The 18886-nt window shown below is 64.8% G+C and carries 17 protein-coding genes; 10 read left to right on the forward strand and 7 right to left on the reverse strand.

Features of this window, described 5'->3' with window-relative positions:
• Positions 1 to 12: 12 nt before the first annotated feature.
• The 6 genes from ACFSX5_RS04860 to ACFSX5_RS04885 form a co-directional block, all read right to left on the reverse strand.
• A complete protein-coding gene (locus ACFSX5_RS04860) occupies positions 13 to 1026 on the reverse strand; it encodes a TRAP transporter substrate-binding protein (protein WP_386832162.1) in 1014 nt (337 codons plus the stop codon).
• A 33-nt stretch (positions 1027 to 1059) separates the two neighbouring features.
• Positions 1060 to 2223, reverse strand: coding sequence for a CaiB/BaiF CoA transferase family protein (locus ACFSX5_RS04865; RefSeq protein WP_386832163.1), 1164 nt, complete (start codon positions 2221 to 2223; stop codon positions 1060 to 1062).
• Positions 2220 to 3311, reverse strand: coding sequence for a CoA transferase (locus ACFSX5_RS04870; RefSeq protein WP_386832164.1), 1092 nt, complete (start codon positions 3309 to 3311; stop codon positions 2220 to 2222). Before ACFSX5_RS04870 ends, ACFSX5_RS04865 begins: the two co-directional genes overlap by 4 nt.
• A complete protein-coding gene (locus tag ACFSX5_RS04875; protein WP_386832165.1) occupies positions 3308 to 4435 on the reverse strand; it encodes a CaiB/BaiF CoA transferase family protein in 1128 nt (375 codons plus the stop codon). The genes ACFSX5_RS04870 and ACFSX5_RS04875 overlap by 4 nt, the downstream gene beginning before the upstream one ends.
• Positions 4436 to 4512: 77 nt before the next feature.
• Positions 4513 to 5793 carry a 2-hydroxyacyl-CoA dehydratase gene (locus ACFSX5_RS04880; protein ID WP_386832166.1) on the reverse strand — a complete coding sequence of 427 codons (1281 nt, stop codon included), beginning with the start codon at positions 5791 to 5793 and terminating at the stop codon, positions 4513 to 4515.
• Positions 5790 to 6920 carry a 2-hydroxyacyl-CoA dehydratase family protein gene (locus ACFSX5_RS04885; protein ID WP_386832167.1) on the reverse strand — a complete coding sequence of 377 codons (1131 nt, stop codon included), beginning with the start codon at positions 6918 to 6920 and terminating at the stop codon, positions 5790 to 5792. Before ACFSX5_RS04885 ends, ACFSX5_RS04880 begins: the two co-directional genes overlap by 4 nt.
• 119 nt (positions 6921 to 7039) lie before the next feature.
• Between ACFSX5_RS04885 and ACFSX5_RS04890 the strand changes: the two genes are divergently transcribed.
• The 3 genes from ACFSX5_RS04890 to ACFSX5_RS04900 all read left to right on the forward strand — a co-directional run bounded on the left by ACFSX5_RS04890 (position 7040) and on the right by ACFSX5_RS04900 (position 10152).
• Positions 7040 to 7558, forward strand: coding sequence for a MarR family winged helix-turn-helix transcriptional regulator (locus ACFSX5_RS04890; RefSeq protein WP_386832168.1), 519 nt, complete (start codon positions 7040 to 7042; stop codon positions 7556 to 7558).
• A gap of 58 nt (positions 7559 to 7616) precedes the next feature.
• A complete protein-coding gene (locus ACFSX5_RS04895; protein WP_386832169.1) occupies positions 7617 to 8813 on the forward strand; it encodes a CaiB/BaiF CoA transferase family protein in 1197 nt (398 codons plus the stop codon).
• Between the two features lie 100 nt (positions 8814 to 8913).
• Positions 8914 to 10152 carry a cytochrome P450 gene (locus tag ACFSX5_RS04900; protein WP_386832170.1) on the forward strand — a complete coding sequence of 413 codons (1239 nt, stop codon included), beginning with the start codon at positions 8914 to 8916 and terminating at the stop codon, positions 10150 to 10152.
• Here ACFSX5_RS04900 and ACFSX5_RS04905 read toward each other — a convergent pair.
• Positions 10149 to 10802 carry a GntR family transcriptional regulator gene (locus ACFSX5_RS04905; RefSeq protein ID WP_386832171.1) on the reverse strand — a complete coding sequence of 218 codons (654 nt, stop codon included), beginning with the start codon at positions 10800 to 10802 and terminating at the stop codon, positions 10149 to 10151. The two genes, ACFSX5_RS04900 and ACFSX5_RS04905, sit on opposite strands and share 4 nt — an antisense overlap.
• A gap of 171 nt (positions 10803 to 10973) precedes the next feature.
• On the opposite strand from ACFSX5_RS04905, the gene ACFSX5_RS04910 reads away from it, so the two are divergent.
• From ACFSX5_RS04910 to ACFSX5_RS04940, 7 genes are read left to right on the forward strand one after another with little or no spacing between them, the layout of a single operon-like run.
• On the forward strand, positions 10974 to 12554 hold the full coding sequence (locus ACFSX5_RS04910; RefSeq protein ID WP_386832172.1) for an ABC transporter substrate-binding protein: 1581 nt from the start codon (positions 10974 to 10976) through the stop codon (positions 12552 to 12554).
• Positions 12555 to 12613: 59 nt separating this feature from the next.
• The gene (locus ACFSX5_RS04915) at positions 12614 to 13537 is read left to right on the forward strand and encodes an ABC transporter permease (RefSeq protein WP_386832173.1); all 924 of its coding nucleotides are present in this window, start codon (positions 12614 to 12616) and stop codon (positions 13535 to 13537) included.
• 2 nt (positions 13538 to 13539) lie between these two features.
• Entirely contained in the window at positions 13540 to 14442 is a 903-nt protein-coding gene (locus tag ACFSX5_RS04920; protein WP_386832174.1) for an ABC transporter permease, read from the forward strand.
• Positions 14442 to 15434, forward strand: a complete 993-nt coding sequence (locus ACFSX5_RS04925; RefSeq protein ID WP_386832175.1) for an ABC transporter ATP-binding protein — start codon at positions 14442 to 14444, stop codon at positions 15432 to 15434. Before ACFSX5_RS04920 ends, ACFSX5_RS04925 begins: the two co-directional genes overlap by 1 nt.
• Positions 15431 to 16411 carry an oligopeptide/dipeptide ABC transporter ATP-binding protein gene (locus ACFSX5_RS04930; RefSeq protein ID WP_386832176.1) on the forward strand — a complete coding sequence of 327 codons (981 nt, stop codon included), beginning with the start codon at positions 15431 to 15433 and terminating at the stop codon, positions 16409 to 16411. The genes ACFSX5_RS04925 and ACFSX5_RS04930 overlap by 4 nt, the downstream gene beginning before the upstream one ends.
• Positions 16401 to 17519, forward strand: a complete 1119-nt coding sequence (locus ACFSX5_RS04935) for a CapA family protein (RefSeq protein WP_386832177.1) — start codon at positions 16401 to 16403, stop codon at positions 17517 to 17519. The genes ACFSX5_RS04930 and ACFSX5_RS04935 overlap by 11 nt, the downstream gene beginning before the upstream one ends.
• Entirely contained in the window at positions 17516 to 18853 is a 1338-nt protein-coding gene (locus tag ACFSX5_RS04940; RefSeq protein ID WP_386832178.1) for an MmgE/PrpD family protein, read from the forward strand. The genes ACFSX5_RS04935 and ACFSX5_RS04940 overlap by 4 nt, the downstream gene beginning before the upstream one ends.
• Positions 18854 to 18886: the final 33 nt, after the last annotated feature.

The following is an 18886-nucleotide window of genomic DNA, read 5'->3' on the forward strand; positions in this document are numbered from 1 at the left end:
CGTTGCTAGTCGCTACTGCTCGAGGGCGGCGCGAATCTTTTCGAGGATCTCGGTGCCGGGCAACCCGGCGCTGTCCAGCTTGGCCGCGGTTTCACGCGCTGCCGGCTCGAAGGCGCTGGAGTACTCAGCGACCACTTCAGGCGCGACGGCGTTGAATTGGACGCCTTGCTCCTCGCCATAGGCCCGGCCTGCATCCTCGGCTTCCTGGGCATAGTCGTAGGTTGCCTGGGTCAGCCAGTCGATATTGTCGAGGAAGACCTGCTGGATGTCCTCGGGCAGGCTCTCCCATGCCTGGGCGTTGATGGCCCGGGAGGGGTAGGCGCCGCGGCTATGCGGCAGTTCGGAATAGTAGTTGATGACTTCAGCGAAGCTGAGCGAGCGCAGCGCTTCATAAGGCGCGATAACGCCGTCCAGCACCCCGCGCTGCAGGGAGGGATAGGTGTCCGTCATCGGCATGGTAACGCCCTCGGCGCCGGCGGCCGACAGGGCACCGATGTAGTCGGCGGCGGAACGAATGCGCAGCCCCTGCAGGTCCGAAACCTGGGTGAACGGCTTCTCCCGTAGCATCAGATGCATCGGCGTGCCGACATTGTAGCCCAGCACCTGTGCACCACCGAGTTCTTCGGCGAACTGCGGGTACTCGTTCCAGAGGTCCAGGTAAACCTGCAGGACATCCTGCGCATCGTCGTAGCCGTAGAAGAACTGCGGCGTCATGCGGTTGAGGTCGTACCCGGAGGTGGCGTAGATCGGCGCGATATAGGCCATGTCGGCCACACCGGCGTTGAGTTCATCGATGCCTTCGCGGCTGGTGATCAGCGAACCTCCCCAGAAGGCCGTGATCTGAACTCGTCCATCAGTCTGCTCGTGGATGCGCTCGATCCATTCCTCGTCCGCCCGCCCATACGGGTGCGTCGGCGTGTAGGTCGTCGAATAGGTGAGTTCGAATTCGGCGGCGAGAACCACTTCCGACGCCAAACCCAGACTGGACGCCGCAAGCAGCGCCAGTGTCAGCTTCTTGATACCCATAGTCTTCCTCCCTCATTGATCCTGTTGCGCAGATCAGGCGATTTGCTCCACCAGCTTGCTCCGCAGCCCCGGCTCGATCCCGAGCTCGGCCAACACCTCCTCCGTGTCGGCGCCTGGCAGGCGTCCCAGATTGCGAACCTCTGTTGTTCCCTGGAGCCGCACAGGCTGGCCAAGCTGGCGCAGCGGCGCGTCCGCTGCCCCGGTCTCGATGACCATGCCGCGGGCTCGATTGTGCTCATTGTCCAGTGCCTCGCCGACCTCCAGCACCGGAGCGAACTGCGTCCCCGCTGCCCCAAGGACATCGAGCCACTCGGCACGGCCGCGGCTGGCAAAAAGCTCTTCGAGTGCCGCCCTGATTTCCGGCCGCCGGGCAATGTCGTTCTGGCTCTCGATGAAATCGGGCCGTCCCACCGCTTCGCAGAACGCGCGCCAGTAGCGTGGCTCCATGTCGGTGGTGCAGATGAACTTGCCGTCGCGGGTGCGCCACAGGCCGAGATCGGCTCGCCGCGTGCCACGCGGCGGAATCCTGGATGTGTCGGGGTAGCGGGACAGCACGTTGACCAGAAGGCTCATCGAGCAGTCGCTCATCGCCACATCCACATGCCTGCCGGACGCCGTCCTGCTGCGTTCATGCAGGGCTGCCAATGTGGCGAATGCGGCATGGGTGCCGGTGACCACGTCTGCGGCGGGAATGCCCGGAAAGCTCGGCTCCTCGGGGTTTTCCCCGGTGCGAGACAACACACCGGCAATCGCCAGGGCGATGGGATCGTGGCCCGGCTTGTCGCGATAGGGCCCGGTTTGGCCGCAGAGGGTGATGCTGGTGTAGATCAGGTCCGGCTTCACGGCGCGCAGGGCATCGTAACCCAGACCAATCTGATCCATGACGCCGGGGCGATAGTCCTCGACCACAATGTCGGCGGTCGCCACCAGGGCCTTGATCGCTTCCTGCGCGTCGGGGTCGCCGATGTCGAGCATCACCGACCGCTTGTTGCGCGCCAAGATATCCCCCTCGCGCAGCCGCTGCCGCTCGGCTGTGGACAGCTTGTCCCATCCGAACACTTTGGCCTGCTTCGCAATCTCGCGGGGGTTTTCGATCCGGATGACCTCGGCACCCATATCCGCGAGGAGCCATGTGCAATACGGCCCCGGCAGGAACTTCGAAAAGTCGACGATACGGACGCCCTCGAGCGCGCTCATCGCTGGCGCTCCGCGACGTAACGCGATGCCGGGATCGGCGCCGCCAGGATCCGACTGGGCGCATCCATGACCGCCGAGTGGAAGAGCGGGCCCGGCACCTCGACCCGCGCGCCCGTCTCCTCGTCGAGCACGGACACGAACAGTCCACGGGCCTTCAGTTGTTCGCTCCTGCGGACATCATCCGGATCGAGGATGACCGAAAGGCCCCAGCCCCGTTCGAGCGACCACTGGCCGAGTTGCGCACGCGTGTGCCGGGCAAAGAAGCGCTCGAACTCCGCCTGCCAAGCCTCGATGGTTTCCTGTGCGGTGTCGGCGACCAGGATCGCATCCCAATCGATCGACGCGACCTCGCCCGTCTCTCCCTGCTCGGTCATCACCGCCACCACGGCGCGCATCATCGACGGGTTGTCGATCATCGACCATGTCACATAGCCGTCCTTGCAGGGCCAGATCTGGCGCACGCCGGACTTGCCGCGCACCAGCATGTTGCCCTGGCGCCGACCGATGCGGCCGGTCCACTCGTACATGACGGCTTCACGGTAGTTGGCGAGCGTCGCACTCTGGAGGGCGGACAGGTCCGCAGCCTGACCCTTGCCGGTCTTCCAGCGCGCATGGAGCCCCATAAGGGCAACAGTCGCGGCCTGAATGCCAGTGAGCGCGTAAGCCTGCTGGCCCGGGAATTTCAGCGGCGGCTCCTGCGGCTCGCCGGTGACGTGCATCAGCCCGGACAGGGCGAAAAGCGTGAGATCGGTCGCCGGCCGACCGGCATAAGGTCCTTCGGCACTGAAGGGCGCCACGCGGACATAGATGGCCTGTGGGGAAACCGCATCGGCAAGGTTGAAGCGATCTCCCAGGCGCTGGCCGTCGAGCACGATGTCAACCTTGCCCGCCAGCTCGCGTATGGCCGCATCATCATCGGCGAGCAGCCGCACCTTGCCATGATGCCAGGCCAGGTCGCGGGCTTTTTCCTGCGGGGACGCCGCCAACACCACTGCGACCTCGGCGCCCAGCTCCGCCAGCATGCGTCCACCGAAGTCGGTCAGGCCATCGGCTATCTCCAGCACCCGAACACCGGAAAGCATGCTCATGAGAGAACCCCTTCGCTGACCAGGGCCTCGAATTCGTCGTCAGCCAGGCCCACGGTATCGACGAACACAGCCCGGTTGTGTTCCCCGAGTAGCGGCGCCCGGCGAACCTCACCCGGCGTACCGTGAAGCCTGTAAGGCGGCGCCGGCATATTGGCCGGCCCGAGGACAGGATGGTCCACCTTCCGGAAGTGTCCGGCCGCCGCAAGTTCGGGATTTTCGGAGACCCCCTTGCCATCCAGAACGGGGCCACAGGGAACGCCGACGGCGCTCAGCCTGTCGAACAGCTCGGACTTGTCATAGCGGCCTGTCGCAGCGCTCACCGTAGCGGGCTCGATATCGGCGATCGCGAGCGCCCCTTTCAGGGCCTCGGCCTGCTCCGCGTTCTCGAGGACAATCGCGACCCACTGATCCTCACCTGCAGTGGGGAACACCCCGTGAAGCAGGAAGGCCGAGTCGGCATTGCCCGTCTTCTCGGCGCGCTCCTGCGCATAAAGATCGCTGATGACATGTACCATCGGCTCGATCTGTGAGACATCCAGATGCTGGCCCTGCCCTGTCCGGGCGCGATGTTCCAGCGCAGCCAGAATGGCGACGGTCAGGAACATCGGCGCAACGACGTCCCCATAGGCCAGCGGCGGCATGTGTGGCGGCTTTCCGGCACTGCCTGTCAGCCAAGCGTGTCCGGAATGCGCAGCGGCGGAGTTGCCATACCCTCGAAAGCCGCTCATCGGGCCCGTCTTCCCGGCGACGGAGACGCTGGCGAGGATGATGTCGGGCTTGATTTGCCGAAGCACCGAATAGCCCAGCCCGATCCGATCCATGAAGCCGGGCCCGAAATTCTCTACCACGACGTCGGCCCAGGCTACCAGCCGCTTGGCCACCTCTATTCCGCGCGGATCGGACAGATTGATGGTGACGCTGAACTTGGAAGTATTGGTCTGGGCGAAGAAAGCAGAGCCGTTGAAATCCCTCGGATCGCCTGCAAATGGGGGCGAAAGCCGACCGAGGTCGAGGCGCTTGCGGGATTCAACCTTGACCACGATGGCGCCATTGTCGGCGAGGTCCTTGGTGGCACGCGGTCCAGCGCCCACCCAAGAGAAATCGGCGATCTTCAAATCGGCCAACGCGCCCACAGCGCACCTCCCCTATGCCGACAACGAGTGCCGATCTTATTGTCGACAATAATGGTTCAGCGAATGAACTATGTCAATTGCTTTCCGGCGAGAACCGCATCCAGTTCGGGCACGATCCGCGCCAGCATTTCGCTCCGGTTCCACTGGCGCGGATCGACCATGTCGGACCACACCTCGATCACCCTCACACCGGCTTCCTCGAGCGCCTGCTTGGCAAACAGCGAGCCATGGCCCGAGAACCGGTCGTGCTCGGGAATGAGCATCAGTGCTACATCGATGCGGTAGCGCCTGGCCTGCTCCACCATCCAGCTGTTGATCCAGGGCGGCTGGTGGAGTTGCTCATTCATAGCCGACACCCGGGCAGCCAGCGCACGCAACGGATCGCCGTTGCTTTCGCGGATGTACCCGTCTGCCGCGAACGGCAGATACATCGACCAGGCAAAGACGGCGCCGTGACTTTCCTCGAAGGCGGAATAGAAGCTGGTGTCGAACCACAGGCCGGCGCCGATCCACATCATCCGGATCTGCTCCTTCTCAACCACCGAAACCCCTGCCCTGACGCGCTCCGCCACCCCGTCGCGGAAGCGCGTCGCATGGCCGATGGCCCAGTCCGAGCCGCGATGCCACTGCGGGATCATCACATTCGGAATCTGCTCGGAGATGCGGATCGGACAGCGTGGGGCATTGGCGATCAGTTCGGATGCTTCCTCGTAGATCCGCTCCTGCAGGTTGATCCGATCCATGTAGTGCGCGAAGCCTTCATGGTCGAAGCGGCGGCCGGTGAGCGCTTCCAACTGCTCGATCAGCGCCTCGAACTCGGCCACCATCAGGTCGAGCCGATCCGTTTCGTAGAGGCTCTCCCAGCCGGTACGCGCAAGGCGCCACCAATTGGGCTGCGGTGACGGCACGGCCGGAGAGGAGAGCAGCGCCAGCGGCGCCCCGGTCTTTTCGGCCCACAGCGAAAAGATCTTCTGGTGATCGTCAGCGCTTTGCCGCGCGCACAGGATCGAGGGCGTCGGCAGCCCGCCCCAAGGCTGACGGGACGTGTCCCCTTCCAGCTCGGCGATCAGCGGCAGGCTGGAATAGCGGGCCAGCCGTTCATGAAAGCCGGCCGCCTCCATAAAGTCGAAATAGTATTCCGACAGCTGCTTGGCCGCGATGATGGCAGACCACCACTGGTTGGTGACGATGGGCAAGCCGATGTGGTGGAACAGTTCGTGGGGGGTGTCGGCGTTGACGAAGGCATACTGCGCGCCAGAGGTAATCTGCGCCCGCAGGCCCTTGGCCCACTCGCGCTGGTACTCAGTTGCGGCGGCGGTCGATTGCAAAGGCGAGTATTCGTGGCTCACGAGCGTGCCTCCAGGGCCTGGGCAATGGTCGAAGCCGCCCGGTCGAGCCAAGCGGCGGGCGGCTCAGGGTCCCTGAACCCAAGGTTCACGCACGCGATGCCGTGCCCGGAGAGTTCGGCGAAGAGCCAGGGCACTTCCCAGCCGAAGGTGTCGTCGGTCTGGGCAAGCTGGCACACAACCAAATCGCAGCGGGCGTCGAGGATGCTCTTCACGATACCAGCCCGGTGTGCTGCTGTCGGGCTGATGCGAGGGCACGAGGCGTCCGCGGCTGAAGCACTCAGGATCGTTTCCAAGTCGCTGGAGGTGTTGCCGGGACCGGGCCATACGCTGCCGAGGGGCTGCAGGTCGCACACGATCGACCCGAATGTCTCCAGCACGGCATAGGTCCTGGGGCACGCCAAAGGGGACCCGACCAGGGCAATCCGCCGGCCGGCAGAGACTGGTCCAGTCCCTTGGGTCAGCGCCGACGTCAGCAGTCTTGCATGCTCTGCGGCCTGCATGAAGCGACCTGCATTGCGCCACTGCATTGCACTGGCACCCGACACCGTCACTCCAACGGCTGCCGTCAGATCTCCGAGCGCTGCTTGGCGGCGAACTTCATCCGCAGCGGCGCGCTGAAGAGCAGCAGGATCCGGCTGGGCAAGGCCGATCGAGACGAAGAACGCAAAGAGCTTCTCCGCCTGCACGGCGTTGAAGGCCCGCACCGGGGCACTGTCGGTATGCACGAGGTTCCACAGGAACAATGGCGGCGTGTCCCCCCGAGGCTTGCCCTGGCGTATCCACTCGGTCGCGTACTGATAGGCGATCAATGCCGGAGCGTCATCGCGGGAGAAAATGATGCCGCGATAGTCGGCAAACTCCCCGTTCATCAGCCGGACCAGGAACGTCCGTACCTCGTCGTCGACAAACGGTTCGATGACCGACGCAACCGGATGCTCATCGTGGGTGAAGCCCATCGACAGGTGGACGGGGACAGCCCCGGCGGCCGCCACCAGCGTCTCCGGCATGCCGTTGCCGAAGATGCCGACCAGCGGCTGGGCAGACGAGATTGTCCAGCGATCTCGCTGCTCGAACGCGCGGGCGAGCACCGCCCCGGCATCGGCGCTGACGTCATCGACTTCGCGCAATCCATCCCCCTCCAAATTTAGTTCACAATATGAACTGATGTGTAGGCGACAGGCAAGTGCCCTTTGACAGGGCGGCGAATGCGGGGTTAGTCACCGCAGCACAGGGCGGGGTTGTTGATATGGCGGACGGTACGGCGGAAGCAGACCAGCACGGTGTGGCCCTTGGCCCTCTCCGTGAGAACCTGCCCTTCCTGACGCGGGCCCTTCGCGCCTATATCCGCGCCGAAAACGCAGCGTTTTACGCCGCGCTGGGAGCAGAGCAGGGTGAAATCGTCGTGCTCAGCGTCATCGGGCTGAACCCTGGCATGTCGCAGAACGACCTCGCCGCCACACTGGTGTTCAAGAAGTCCGCGATCACCAAGCTGGTGAAGGATCTCGAAGCACGCGGTCTGATCGAACGGACGAGGGGGCAGACGGACAAGCGCTTCAACGCGCTGCACCTCACCGCCGCCGGACAGGCCCGCTATGAGCAGATCAACGACCTCATCGCCCAACAGAACGCTGCCTTGCTCGAGCCCTTCAGCGAGCAGGAACGCGCGCAGATGTTCACCTTTCTCAACCGGCTCTACACCCATCTGGGCCAGCGCCAGTTGCAACGCACCGGTCAGCTTTCCGCCATCGAGACCGGGGACGACTGAACACCTTGACAGGGATCACCTCAGGTAGTTCATTTACTGAACTACTTGGGAGGGGCCAGTGGCACGACCACTCGCGGGCGTTCGCATCGCCGATTTCAGCCATGTGATCGCTGGGCCATTGGCAACTCACTTCCTGTGCCTGCTGGGCGCCGAGGTCATCAAGGTCGAGCCGCCAACGGGCGACGTGCTGCGCAACTACACGCAGCGCCGGGAACTGCGCGGCATGTCGGAGGCCTTCATCGGCGCCAATGCCGGCAAGAAATCCATCGTGCTGGACCTCAAGAGCGACGTTGGCCGCGAGGCTGCGTCCCGGCTCATCAGGTCGTCCGACATCCTAGTCGAGAACTTCCGTCCTGGCGTGATCGACCGGCTGGGGTTGGGCTACGAGACCGTGCGGAAAACCAATCCCGGGCTGATCTTCTGCTCGATCTCCGGCTACGGACAATCGGGCCCCATGCGCGACTATCCCGCCATCGACCAGATCATTCAGAGCGTGTCCGGACTGATGGGACTGTCAGGTGAACCCGATGGGGGCCCGATGCGGGTGGGTTTTCCAATCGTTGACACCTACAGCGCCCTGCTCGCGGCCTTCGCGATCCAGTCGGCCTATGTGCAGCGCCTGCGCGACCCTGAAGGCCGGGGCCAGCACATCGACATGTCGATGCTGGATGCCTCGCTGGTGATGATGGCGTCGGTGATCCATCCGCTGATGATCTCGGATACCAGCCCCAAGCGCACGGGGAACCGCGGGTTTTCGCTGGCTCCGACGGCGGACACCTTCGACACCCTGAAGGATCCGATCACCATCGGTGCCGTGCAGCAGGGCCAGTATGAACGACTATGTACAGCACTTGAACGCCCGGACCTACTGACTGACCCCCGCTTCGCCGACCCGGACAGCCGCATGGTCCATGATGACGCTCTCCAGGCAGAACTTGCTCGCACCTTCGCAACGCGCACGGCGCTCGAGTGGGAGGTGATCCTCTCCGAAGCCGGCGTGCCTGCGGGTGCCGTACGCCCGGTGCGCGAGGTGCTCGAACTCGAGCAGTTGCAGGGGCGCGACCTGATGGTCAAAATCCCGGTGCCCAACCCGGCAGTCGAGCAGGCCAGCATCCTCAACGCGGGGTTTCGGTTTGCCCATGATGGTCCGGGCGTATCCGGCCCTCCGCCGCTGCTGGGGGAGCATACCGAAGCCGTGCTGCGCGACTTGGGCATCGAAGTCCCGGCATCCACCGGGCAGGCCTCCGCAGGCTGAGGATTTCAACCGACGCCTTGCCACCGTCAACTTGCCAACGTAATTGTCGACAAAATAGCCGACAGCACCCTGGCTGAGGCGAGCTGACCGGAGAGAGTGATTGACCGAGGCCCATCGCCCACCACCCAAGACCTTCGTTCCGCCGAACAACGACCTGCACGAGTTCAGTGCCGATGTGGTGGAGTCGTTCGACGACGCCCACGCCATGTTCAAGGACCTGCGCGGACGCTGCCCCGTTGCCCACAGTGCCGACTTTGAAGGGTTCTGGGTCCTCACCAAGTATGATGACGTGATCCGCGCCCTTGCCGATCATGAGACCTTTTCGACGGCCTACCAGAACGTGGTGCCGCGCGTGGCAACCTCCGGGCGTCGCCCGCCACTGCATCTCGATCCACCGGAACACACCCCCTACCGGCGAGCCATCACGCCGCTCTTTTATCCGGAGCGGATGGCTTTCTGGGAACCCGTGGTCCGCGGCATCGTGGCTAAGCTGCTGGAGCCACTGGTCGCACGCGGCAGTTGCGACATCTGCGTCGACTTCTCGTATCGTCTGCCGATCTTCGTGCTGGCCGAGTTCTTCCATATCCCGCCTGAACAGGCGGAGAAGATCCGCAACATCGGTGCCGACTTCAATCGTGCCCTGCAGGTCCGCGACACCGCCACGCTGGAGCGCACCAGCCTGTTCCTCTACGACGTGGCGCGCGACATCATTGCCCTGCGCAAGGCGGAGCCGCTCGATCCCGGTGTCGATCCCACCAGCGCCATGCTCGCAGCGCGTGACGACAACGGCAACGCGCTGCCTGACGACATGATCCTTGGGACCATCCGGCAATTGCTGGTGGTCGGCATCATTGCGCCCACCACCTTCACCGGTTCCATGGCGATCCATCTGGCGCGCCACCCGGAGCATTTCGCCATGCTCAAGGCCGACCCGGCACTGATACCCGCTGCCCTCGAGGAATTGCTGCGTCTCTACACGCCCTACCGCGGCTTTGCCCGCACGGCCAAACGCGACATCGAGATCGGCGGCAGGAGCATCAAGAAGGACGAGCCGATCGCCCTAGCCTTCACCTCGGCCAACCGTGATGCGGACGCCTTCGAGGATCCCGACAGCTTCCGGCTCGATCGGCAGGGGCACAAGCAGCACATGGCGTTCGGCCGTGGTCCGCACCAATGCGCCGGCGCGCCACTGGCCCGGCTGATGTTGCGGGTAACACTGGAAGAACTGATTGCACGTACGGACGGATGGGAGCTGACAGGCCCCACGCCAATGACCACCTGGCCCGAATACGGTCCGCTCAGCGTGCCGGTGCGCTTCCGCGATCGAGGCGAGGGCTAGCGGAAATGCTCTTCGGCCAGCCGGATGACGTGTTGATTGCCGGCGTGGACGTGAGCCCGCATGGCGGCCTCGGCGGCATCCGGTTTGCCGGCAAGGATGCTGCTGGTGATGACCTGGTGGTCGCGGTTGGAACTGGCCATCGAGTCGCTGGAAAAGCTGCGCGGCAGTTGCAGCCGGTAGAGCGGCAGGCGCACCCGGGCGAGGGATTGCTCCACATGCCGGTTACCGGCAATGCGGCAGATGGTGGCGTGGTAGTCGAAATTCTCGGCGTTGTACCGGTCGACGTCGTTGCTGGCCTCGGCCTCGTCGAGCCGAGTCTGATGCGCCCGCAACAGGTCCCGCTGGGTCTGGTCGAGCTCCTTTTCAGCCGCCAGCCGCGCCGAAAGCCCTTCCAGCACTTCGCGGACGCGCCCCATCTCGAGGATTTCGGCACGGGTGAAGCGGCGGACGTAGACCCCCCGGTTCCGGACGAACTCGAGGTATCCCTCTCCGACCAGGGTCTTGAAGACCTCTCGGATGCGGCCCCGGCCCACAGCAAACTCTTCCGCCAGGTCGACCTCGATGAGCCGCTGCCCTGGTGCGTACGCACCTCGGTGGATCCGGTTCTTGATGCCGTCGCCGATCGCTACCGCGGAAATGGGTTCGCTCATCTTGCTGCTGTTCCTGACGCCGCGCATGCCCACCCTCGGTGCCACCGGCGCCGAGTACATATGAAGCGGCAGGTGTCGCTGTCAAATCGGGCGACCATTTTCGTCGACAATCCTGTTGACTTATTAGTTATGTAACATAACTGTTCCGCAAAGTCGGGAAGGGAGGATCCTATGACTAAGCCTATTTTGAGTACCATGCGCAGGACGGCGTTCGGGCTGATGTGCGGGGTGGCGCTTGCCATCGCCCCCACTTTGCCGGCATGGGCGCAAGCCGATGACCTAATCGTCGCTGTATCGACGTTCTCCGAGGAGACGATGACCCCCTGGGGCGGCAGCGGTCAGCGCAAGACCTATCTCGACGTGGTCTACGAATACCTCACCTATGTCGAACCGGGCACGCTCAAGACCGTCCCGGGGCTCGCCGAGTCCTGGGAGGTCAGCGAGGACGGTCAGAAGTGGACCTTCAACCTGCGCAAGGGCGTGGAATTCTCCGGCGGCTATGGCGAGATGACGTCTGCGGACGTCGCATACTCCATCGAGCGGCTGATCCGTGACGACTCCCGCGCTGGTCCGGCTTCGCCGATGCGCCGGCTGATCGCTTCGGTCGAGACTCCCGATGACTACACTGTCGTCGTCAACCTCAACTTCCCCGATTTCGAACTGGCTCAGGGCTATTTCGGGGCGACCCAGCAGTTGGGCATCGTGTCCAAGAAGCACTTCGACGCGCTGGGTGAAGCTGACGCAGAAGCCACCCCGATCGGAACCGGCGCCTATGAACTGGCCAGCATCACCCCCGGCTCCGAGATCGTGATGAAGCTCCGTGAGGATGTGGAGGACCACTGGCGCGTCGCGCCTGAGTTCGAGACCATCGTGTTCAAGGTCGTGCCCGAGGAATCCACCCGCGTCGCCATGCTGCGCACCGGCGAAGCGGACATTGCGCCGATCGGTTTCGACTCGATCCCGACCGTGCGCGATGCCGGCCTGAGCATTGTTTCGGCAGAGGCGACCTGGTCACCGGTGGTCCGCTTCGGCGGCCTGATCGAAACCTCGGAGAACCGCTACAACCCCGATGCGCCATGGGCCATCAAGGAAGTGCGACAGGCCCTCAACTACGCCGTCGACAAGCAGACCATCATCGACGAACTGTTCCACGGGGAAGGCACGGTGGCGTCGAGCGACACCCCGGTTGCTGCCTGGTCGAGCGTCGAGCCCTACCCCTACGATCCCGAGCGCGCCCGCGAATTGCTGGCCGAAGCAGGATACGAGAACGGCTTCGACATCACCATTCGCACCTTCACCACCGCCCCCGGGGCCGAGCTGCCGCTGATGGCGGAAGCGGTCGCGCTCTACTGGCAGGACATTGGGGTCAACGCCTCGATCGAGCCGGTCGACTGGCCTTCCCTCCGGTCCGAATGGACGGAAGGGCGCGCCAACAACTATGTGTGGACCCACCGCGGCTTCCCGTTCGCAAGCGCTGCGAACGGCATGGAAGCCGGCTATCTGGCTGCCAGTGTGTTCGCCAGCTTCAGCACGGCTGAGCTGGAGACGATGATCCAGGACTTCTCCACCGAAGTGGACCCCGAAGCCCGGGAAGCAAAGTTCACCGAAATCGGGCAGTATCTGCGTGACGAGGCCGCGGCCGTGTTCATCGCCCTTGCCAATGAGCCCTACGGCATCAGCGACAAGGTCGGCGAGTGGAAGATCACCACGGCCTATGTGTGGAACTTCGACCAGGTCACCCGCGCCGACTGACCTCTTTCAACTCCCGATGCCGCGTCCGCGCGGCATCGGCCTACCACCGGGCGCCGGCCATGCTGAAACTCATCGCTACTCGGATAGGTGAAGCGCTGATCGCGCTGCTGCTGATGAGCCTGGTGATTTTTCTTCTCAGCCGGCTGACCGGAGATCCTGTAGCGCTGCTGCTCGGCGACGGTGCGACCGAGGCTGACAAGGCCAAGCTCACGCAGGACCTTGGGCTCGACCAATCCCTGCCGATCCAGTATCTCACCTTCCTCGGCAACGCCCTGACCGGGGACTTCGGCCGCTCCGTCACTGCCGGCAGCCAGCCGGCACTCGAGCTGGTTCTTTTGCGATTGCCGGCGTCGCTGAGCCTCGCGGCAGTGGCGCTGGTGTTCACCGTCACCATCGGCATCCTGTTCGGCGTGCTGGCGTCCATCCGCCGCAATTCCGTGGTGGATATCGCAGCCCGGCTGGTGGCGCTGATCGGCCAGTCGGTACCGAGTTTCTGGCTTGGGATCGTGCTGATGTATGTGTTCGCAGTGCAGCTGGGCTGGCTGCCGACCTCCGGCTATGGGCAATGGCAGCACTATGTGTTGCCTGCCGCCACATTGGGGCTGTTCACCCTCGCCGCTATCACACGCCTGGTCCGCTCCTCCATGCTTGAGGCGATGGGCAGCGAGTACATCAAGCTGGCCCGGATCAAGGGCCTTTCGGAAGCAGCGGTGATCTGGAAGCATGCGCTGGCCAACAGCCTGATCCCGGTGATCACCTTCATGGGCACGTTCTTTGCGGTGATGATCACCGGTGCGGTGATTGTCGAGACGGTCTTCTCCTGGCCCGGTATCGGTCGTCTGGCCTACGAGTCGATCCTCTCGCGCGACTTTCCCGTGGTGCAGACCGTGGTGCTGGTCATCACCTCTCTCTTCATTCTCGCCAACCTCGCCGTCGACCTGCTCTACGTCCTGGTCGATCCACGCATGCGGATCCGGAGCTGATGGTGGATGCGAGCTCAGGTACCCGCGCGCGCCGCGCGGGGATCATCACCAGCGTTGCCGGACTATGGCGCTCGCTGGACTGGCCTCTGCGGATTGCGGCAGCGCTGCTGGTCCTCTTTGTCGTCGTGGCGCTTTTTGGTCCATGGCTCACGCCGTACGACCCGCTCACCGGATCCCTGCGCGCCCGCCTGGTGCCGCCGGCCTGGCAGGACGGCGGAAGCTGGGCGCACCCCTTCGGGACCGACCGGTTGGGTCGTGACATCCTGTCCCGCATCATTGCTGGCGCGCGCATTTCGTTGACCGTGTGCGCCTTGGTGATCGCCATTTCCGGAGCGCTGGGCACCGCGGTCGGCACAGCGGCCGGCTACTTCGGCGGCTGGACCGATCGCATCCTGATGCGGCTCGTTGATCTCGCCCTTTCCTTCCCCGTCATCCTTCTGGCGCTGCTGCTGGGGGCAATCTCGGGGCCGAGCTTTGCCAACATCATCATCGTCATCTCGCTGGTGTTGTGGAGCCAATATGCCCGTATGGCGCGCGGCGAGACCCTGAAGATCCGCAACGAGGACTATGTGGACCTCGCCCGCACCTCCGGCCTTTCCGACTGGAAGATCATCTGGCGGCATATCCTGCCCAACATCGCGCCCGCCCTTATCGTGATCGCTACCCTCCAAGTCGGCGTGGTGATCGTGCTCGAGGCCTCGCTCAGCTTCCTCGGTGTCGGCGTGCCGCCGCCAGCGCCGTCCTGGGGATCGATGGTCGCCGACGGTCGCTCCTACATCGCCTCGGCCTGGTGGCTCTGCATCGTGCCGGGCACCGCGATCCTGCTGACGGTTATGGCCGTGAACCTCGTCGGTGACGCGCTCGCCGACCGCATCAACCCGGCGCTGAGGGGCCGCAACATCTGATGACGACGACTCCGCCGCCCCTTCTCCAAATGCGCAATGTCAGCGTCCGCCTCGGCGGTGATCGCGACGCCCTCAGCCTGATCGAGAACATCGATCTTGCGATCGGGGCCGGCGAGACTGTCGGGCTGGTGGGGGAAAGCGGCTCGGGCAAGACCACGCTGGGCATGGCGCTGATGCGCCTGCTGCCGCCGCTGCTGGAAAAGGGTCTCTCGGGCGAGATCATCTATGACGGCAGGGACGTCGCAGCCCTCTCGGCCGCGGAGATGACTGCCATCCGCGGCGGAGAAATCTCGATGATCCTGCAGGATCCCATGGCCTCCCTGAACCCGATCTTCACGATCGGCAACCAGCTTAGGGAAGGACTGCGCCTGCATGCGACCGGCGAGGGCAGTCTCCGGGAGCGCGCCATCGCCGCCCTGGAAAGTGTCCGCATCCCCTCCCCCGAAGCCCGTTTGTCCAACCACCCCCACCAGATGAGCGGCGGCATGCGACAGCGGGTGGTCGGAGCAATCTCGCTCACGCGCGCGCCACGGCTGCTGATCGCCGACGAGCCCACCACCTCCCTCGACGTGACCATCCAGTACCAGTTCCTCGAACTGCTCAAGGACCTGCAGAAGCGGCTCGGGATGGCGATGCTGTTCATCACCCATGACTTCGGCGTCGTCGCTCGGATGTGCGACCGGGTGGCAGTGATGTATGCCGGCCAGATCGTCGAGGAAGGCCCGGTCCGCGACATTTTCCACCGCCCGGCACACTGGTACACCCGCGCCCTGCTCGACAGCATCCCCACGGTCGATCGGCCGCCGAGGCGGCTTCCCACCATCCCCGGCTCACCCCCACCCGTCTCGGCCCGCCCACAGGGCTGCCGTTTCCACCCGCGATGCGCCAATGCCCAAGCCAAGTGCCTCGAGCCGCCGAAGGCGTTCGAGGTAGGTGTCGACCATACCACCCGGTGCTGGTTCCCCCTGCAGGCGCAGCGAGGCGCGGCATGAGTGGCGCCATCCTGTCCGCGCGCGGCCTAAGCCGCGTGTTCAAGGTCAAGCACAACGGCCGCCAGCAGGATCTTCATGCGGTCAGCGAGGTCGACATAGACCTCCTGCCGGGGCGAACGCTTGGCGTGGTTGGCGAGTCCGGCTGCGGCAAGACCACACTCAACCGCCTGCTCCTGCTGCTCGACACGCCCACTGCCGGAGAAGTGCAGTTTCAGGGCGAAGCCAGCGCTACGCTGCCGCCGCAGGCCAGGCGCGAGTTCCGCCGGGCGGTGCAACCGGTGTTCCAGAACCCGTTCTCCTCGCTCGATCCGCGCATGCGGGTTGGACGAATCATTGCCGAGCCGCTCTCGACGATCCCCGAGCTAACCCGCCAGCAGATCGAGGACCGGATCGGCGAGGTGCTGGAGGCGGTTGGCCTGCGGCGGGAGGATGCCCGGCGCTTCCCGAACGAGTTCTCCGGGGGGCAGCGCCAGCGCATCGCCATTGCCCGCGCCATCGCTTCGCGGCCCCGCGTCCTGATGCTGGACGAGCCGGTGTCGTCGCAGGACATTTCCATCCGGGCGCAGATTCTAAACATCCTCAAGGACCTGCAGGAGGAGTACGGTCTCGGCTGCGTGTTCATCTCGCACGACCTCGCCACGGTCCGGTTCATGGCCGATGACGTCATCGTCATGTATCTCGGCCGCATCATCGAGCGCGGCTCTGCCGAGGCGATCTGCACTACGCCTAGCCATCCCTACACCCGCGCGCTGCTGGCCGCGGCCCTGCCGCCCGATCCGGACGCCCCGCCGCCCGACCTGCCGCCGCAGGGCGAGATCCCTAGCCCGCTCGACCCGCCGTCGGGTTGCCCCTACCACACCCGCTGCCCGCTGCGCTTCGATCGCTGCGATAGCGTTCGCCCGACTATGTTTGCGGCGCCCCATGGCGGCGGCGCCGCGTGTCACCTGCTTGATCCGGAGTTGCGTCGTGAGCATTGACTTCGTCGCCGTCGGCGATGTCGCGCCGGACCGCGACCGCCCTGCCACCATCTTCGATGCCGTGCGCGACCGCATCGGCCGCGCGGACCTCGGTTTTTGCCAGCTCGAGGTCAACCTGACGGAGCGCGGCGTACGACTGCCGCAGGCGCGCCACACCATGCGCGGCGACCCCGCCATCGCCGATGCACTGGTTGATGTTGGTCTGGAGGTCGTCTCCTTCGCTGGCAACCACTGCATGGACTGGGGCCCGGAGGGGCTGTTCGATACCCTCGATCACCTAGATCGGGCCGGGGCCACCCAGATCGGCACGGGCCGGGATATCGCGGAGGCGCGGCAGCCGGTCTTTTTCACCCGCAACGGGGTGACCCTCGGCTTCATTTCGGTCAATTCCATCCTGCCGATGAACTACTGGGCCGAGGAGAACCGCCCCGGCTGTGCGCCGATGCGCGCGCACACGATCTACGAGCAGATCGAGCACGACCAACCCGGCACGCCGGCCCGCATCCACACCTACGCCTTCCGCGACGATCTCGAGGCGCTGCTGTCCACCATCCGGCTGGTGCGGGATCAAGCTGATGTGGTGGTGCTGTCGCACCATGCCGGCATTCACTTTGTCCCGGCGGTGATCCCCGACTACCAGCGGCAGGTGGCGCACGCCGCCATCGATGCCGGCGCGGACCTGGTCCTTGGCCACCACGCACACATCCTAAAGGGCATCGAGGTCTACAAGGGCAAGACCATTGCCTACAGTCTCGCCAATTTCGCCATCGACCTCAGGATGGACGAGGCGCATGCACAGTCGAAAGGCTTCAAGGAGATCCAGAAGCTGAACCCGGACTGGGTGCCGGATTTCTCCAGCCGCTACAATTTCCCGCCCGGCTCCGAGATGAGCGTGATGCTCGAGGCGAAACTGTCGCGCGAAGGCGTGAGCGATGTCCGCTTCGTGCCGATCATGATCGGGCGCGACGCCGATCCGAAGATCGTTGCGCCCGACCATCCCGATTTCGACCGTATCCGAGCCTATCTGCAGACCATTGCCGACCAGGCCGACCTGGGCAGCGTCGTCGCGGCGGATGGTGACGTGCTGCGCATCGCTGCCCGGCAATGACCCTCACACGAGCACTGCTGGAGGACTATGTCGCCCTCCGCGACATCACCCCTGCGGCCAAGGCCGCGGTTGCCATCGCTTTGGCCGACGGCCTTTCGGTCATGGTCGCGGCCAGCGGCCTCGAGCCGGCCGTTGCTCCCATGCTCGCTTATGCTTCCGCCTCGGGTGCCGGGCCGTCGACGCTGATCGGAACTAGCCGCAGGGTGTCTCCGGTTATGGCAGCTCTCGGCAACGGAGCCCTGGCCCATGCCATCGACTTCGAGGACACGTTCGAAGAAGGCAAGATCCACCCCAACGCATCGCTGATCCCCGCCGTGCTGGCCCTCGCGGAGGCTGAGGGTGCGACCGGTGCCGAGGTGATCAGGGCGCTGGCCCTCGGGTGCGATTTTGCGTGCCGGTTGTCCCTGGCACTCGACGGAGGCCCGGCGGAGCGGGGTTGGTACTATCCACCCATTCTGTCGGGGCTCGGTGCGACCCTCGGTTGCTGCCTGTTGCTCGACCTGGACGCGGACACCGCGCTGAACGCCCTTGGCCTTTTCGCAGCGCAATTCATGCTCGCGGACGAACTCAAGCGCAGCCCGCTCTCACACCTGCGCGCGGTCCGAGAGAGCCTTGCGGCGCGCGCAGCGGTGGAGGCAGCGTTGTTGGCCCGCGCCGGCGTCGTGGCGGTGGTGCAACCTCTCGAAGGACCCGGTGGAGTGTTCCCGATCCTGACCGGCAATGGCCCCCGGCAGAGCGCCTTTGCCGGGATCGGCAGGCATTTCTACGGCCCGGAAGTCGGCGTGAAGCAATGGCCATCCTGCCGCGGCACCCACAGCGCCATTGTCGCCGCCCAGCGGCTCCGCAATAGAGGGGTGGCGCCCTCCGACCTGACGCAGGTCACCGTTTCCGTATCACCGCCCAACGACATGCTGTTCGTGCCGCGCCAGCAGCGAATTGCACCGCGGACGGCCATTGATGCGAAGTTCTCGATACCCTTCGTGTTCGCGACTGCGCTGGAACATGGAGCCGTGGACCTTGCCAGTTTCACGCCTGAAAGGCTGACCTCGGCCGACACTCTCAAACTCGCCAGCCGCATCCACATGGACGCATCGCCCCTCCCTCCAGGCATCGAAGCGGTTTACACGCTACGAATTGCCAACGGTACATCGCTCACCGAAATCGTTAACGCGGTGCCTGGTCTGCGCGCGGCGGACACCAAGCTCGAGGCCATCGCGCCCAAGCTGCAGGCATGTCTTGCGGCGGGAAGGAAGCCCGTGGATTGCCGCGAGCTGCTGGCCGCTGTCACCAGGCTGGAAACCGACAGCCCCGGCGACCTGATGCGTTTGTTCTGAGGCGGCACCGGCGAGGAACGCCGGCTCCTCCTG

The organism is Devosia albogilva (genome assembly GCF_042685625.1).
Taxonomy (GTDB): Bacteria; Pseudomonadota; Alphaproteobacteria; order Rhizobiales; family Devosiaceae; genus Devosia; species Devosia albogilva.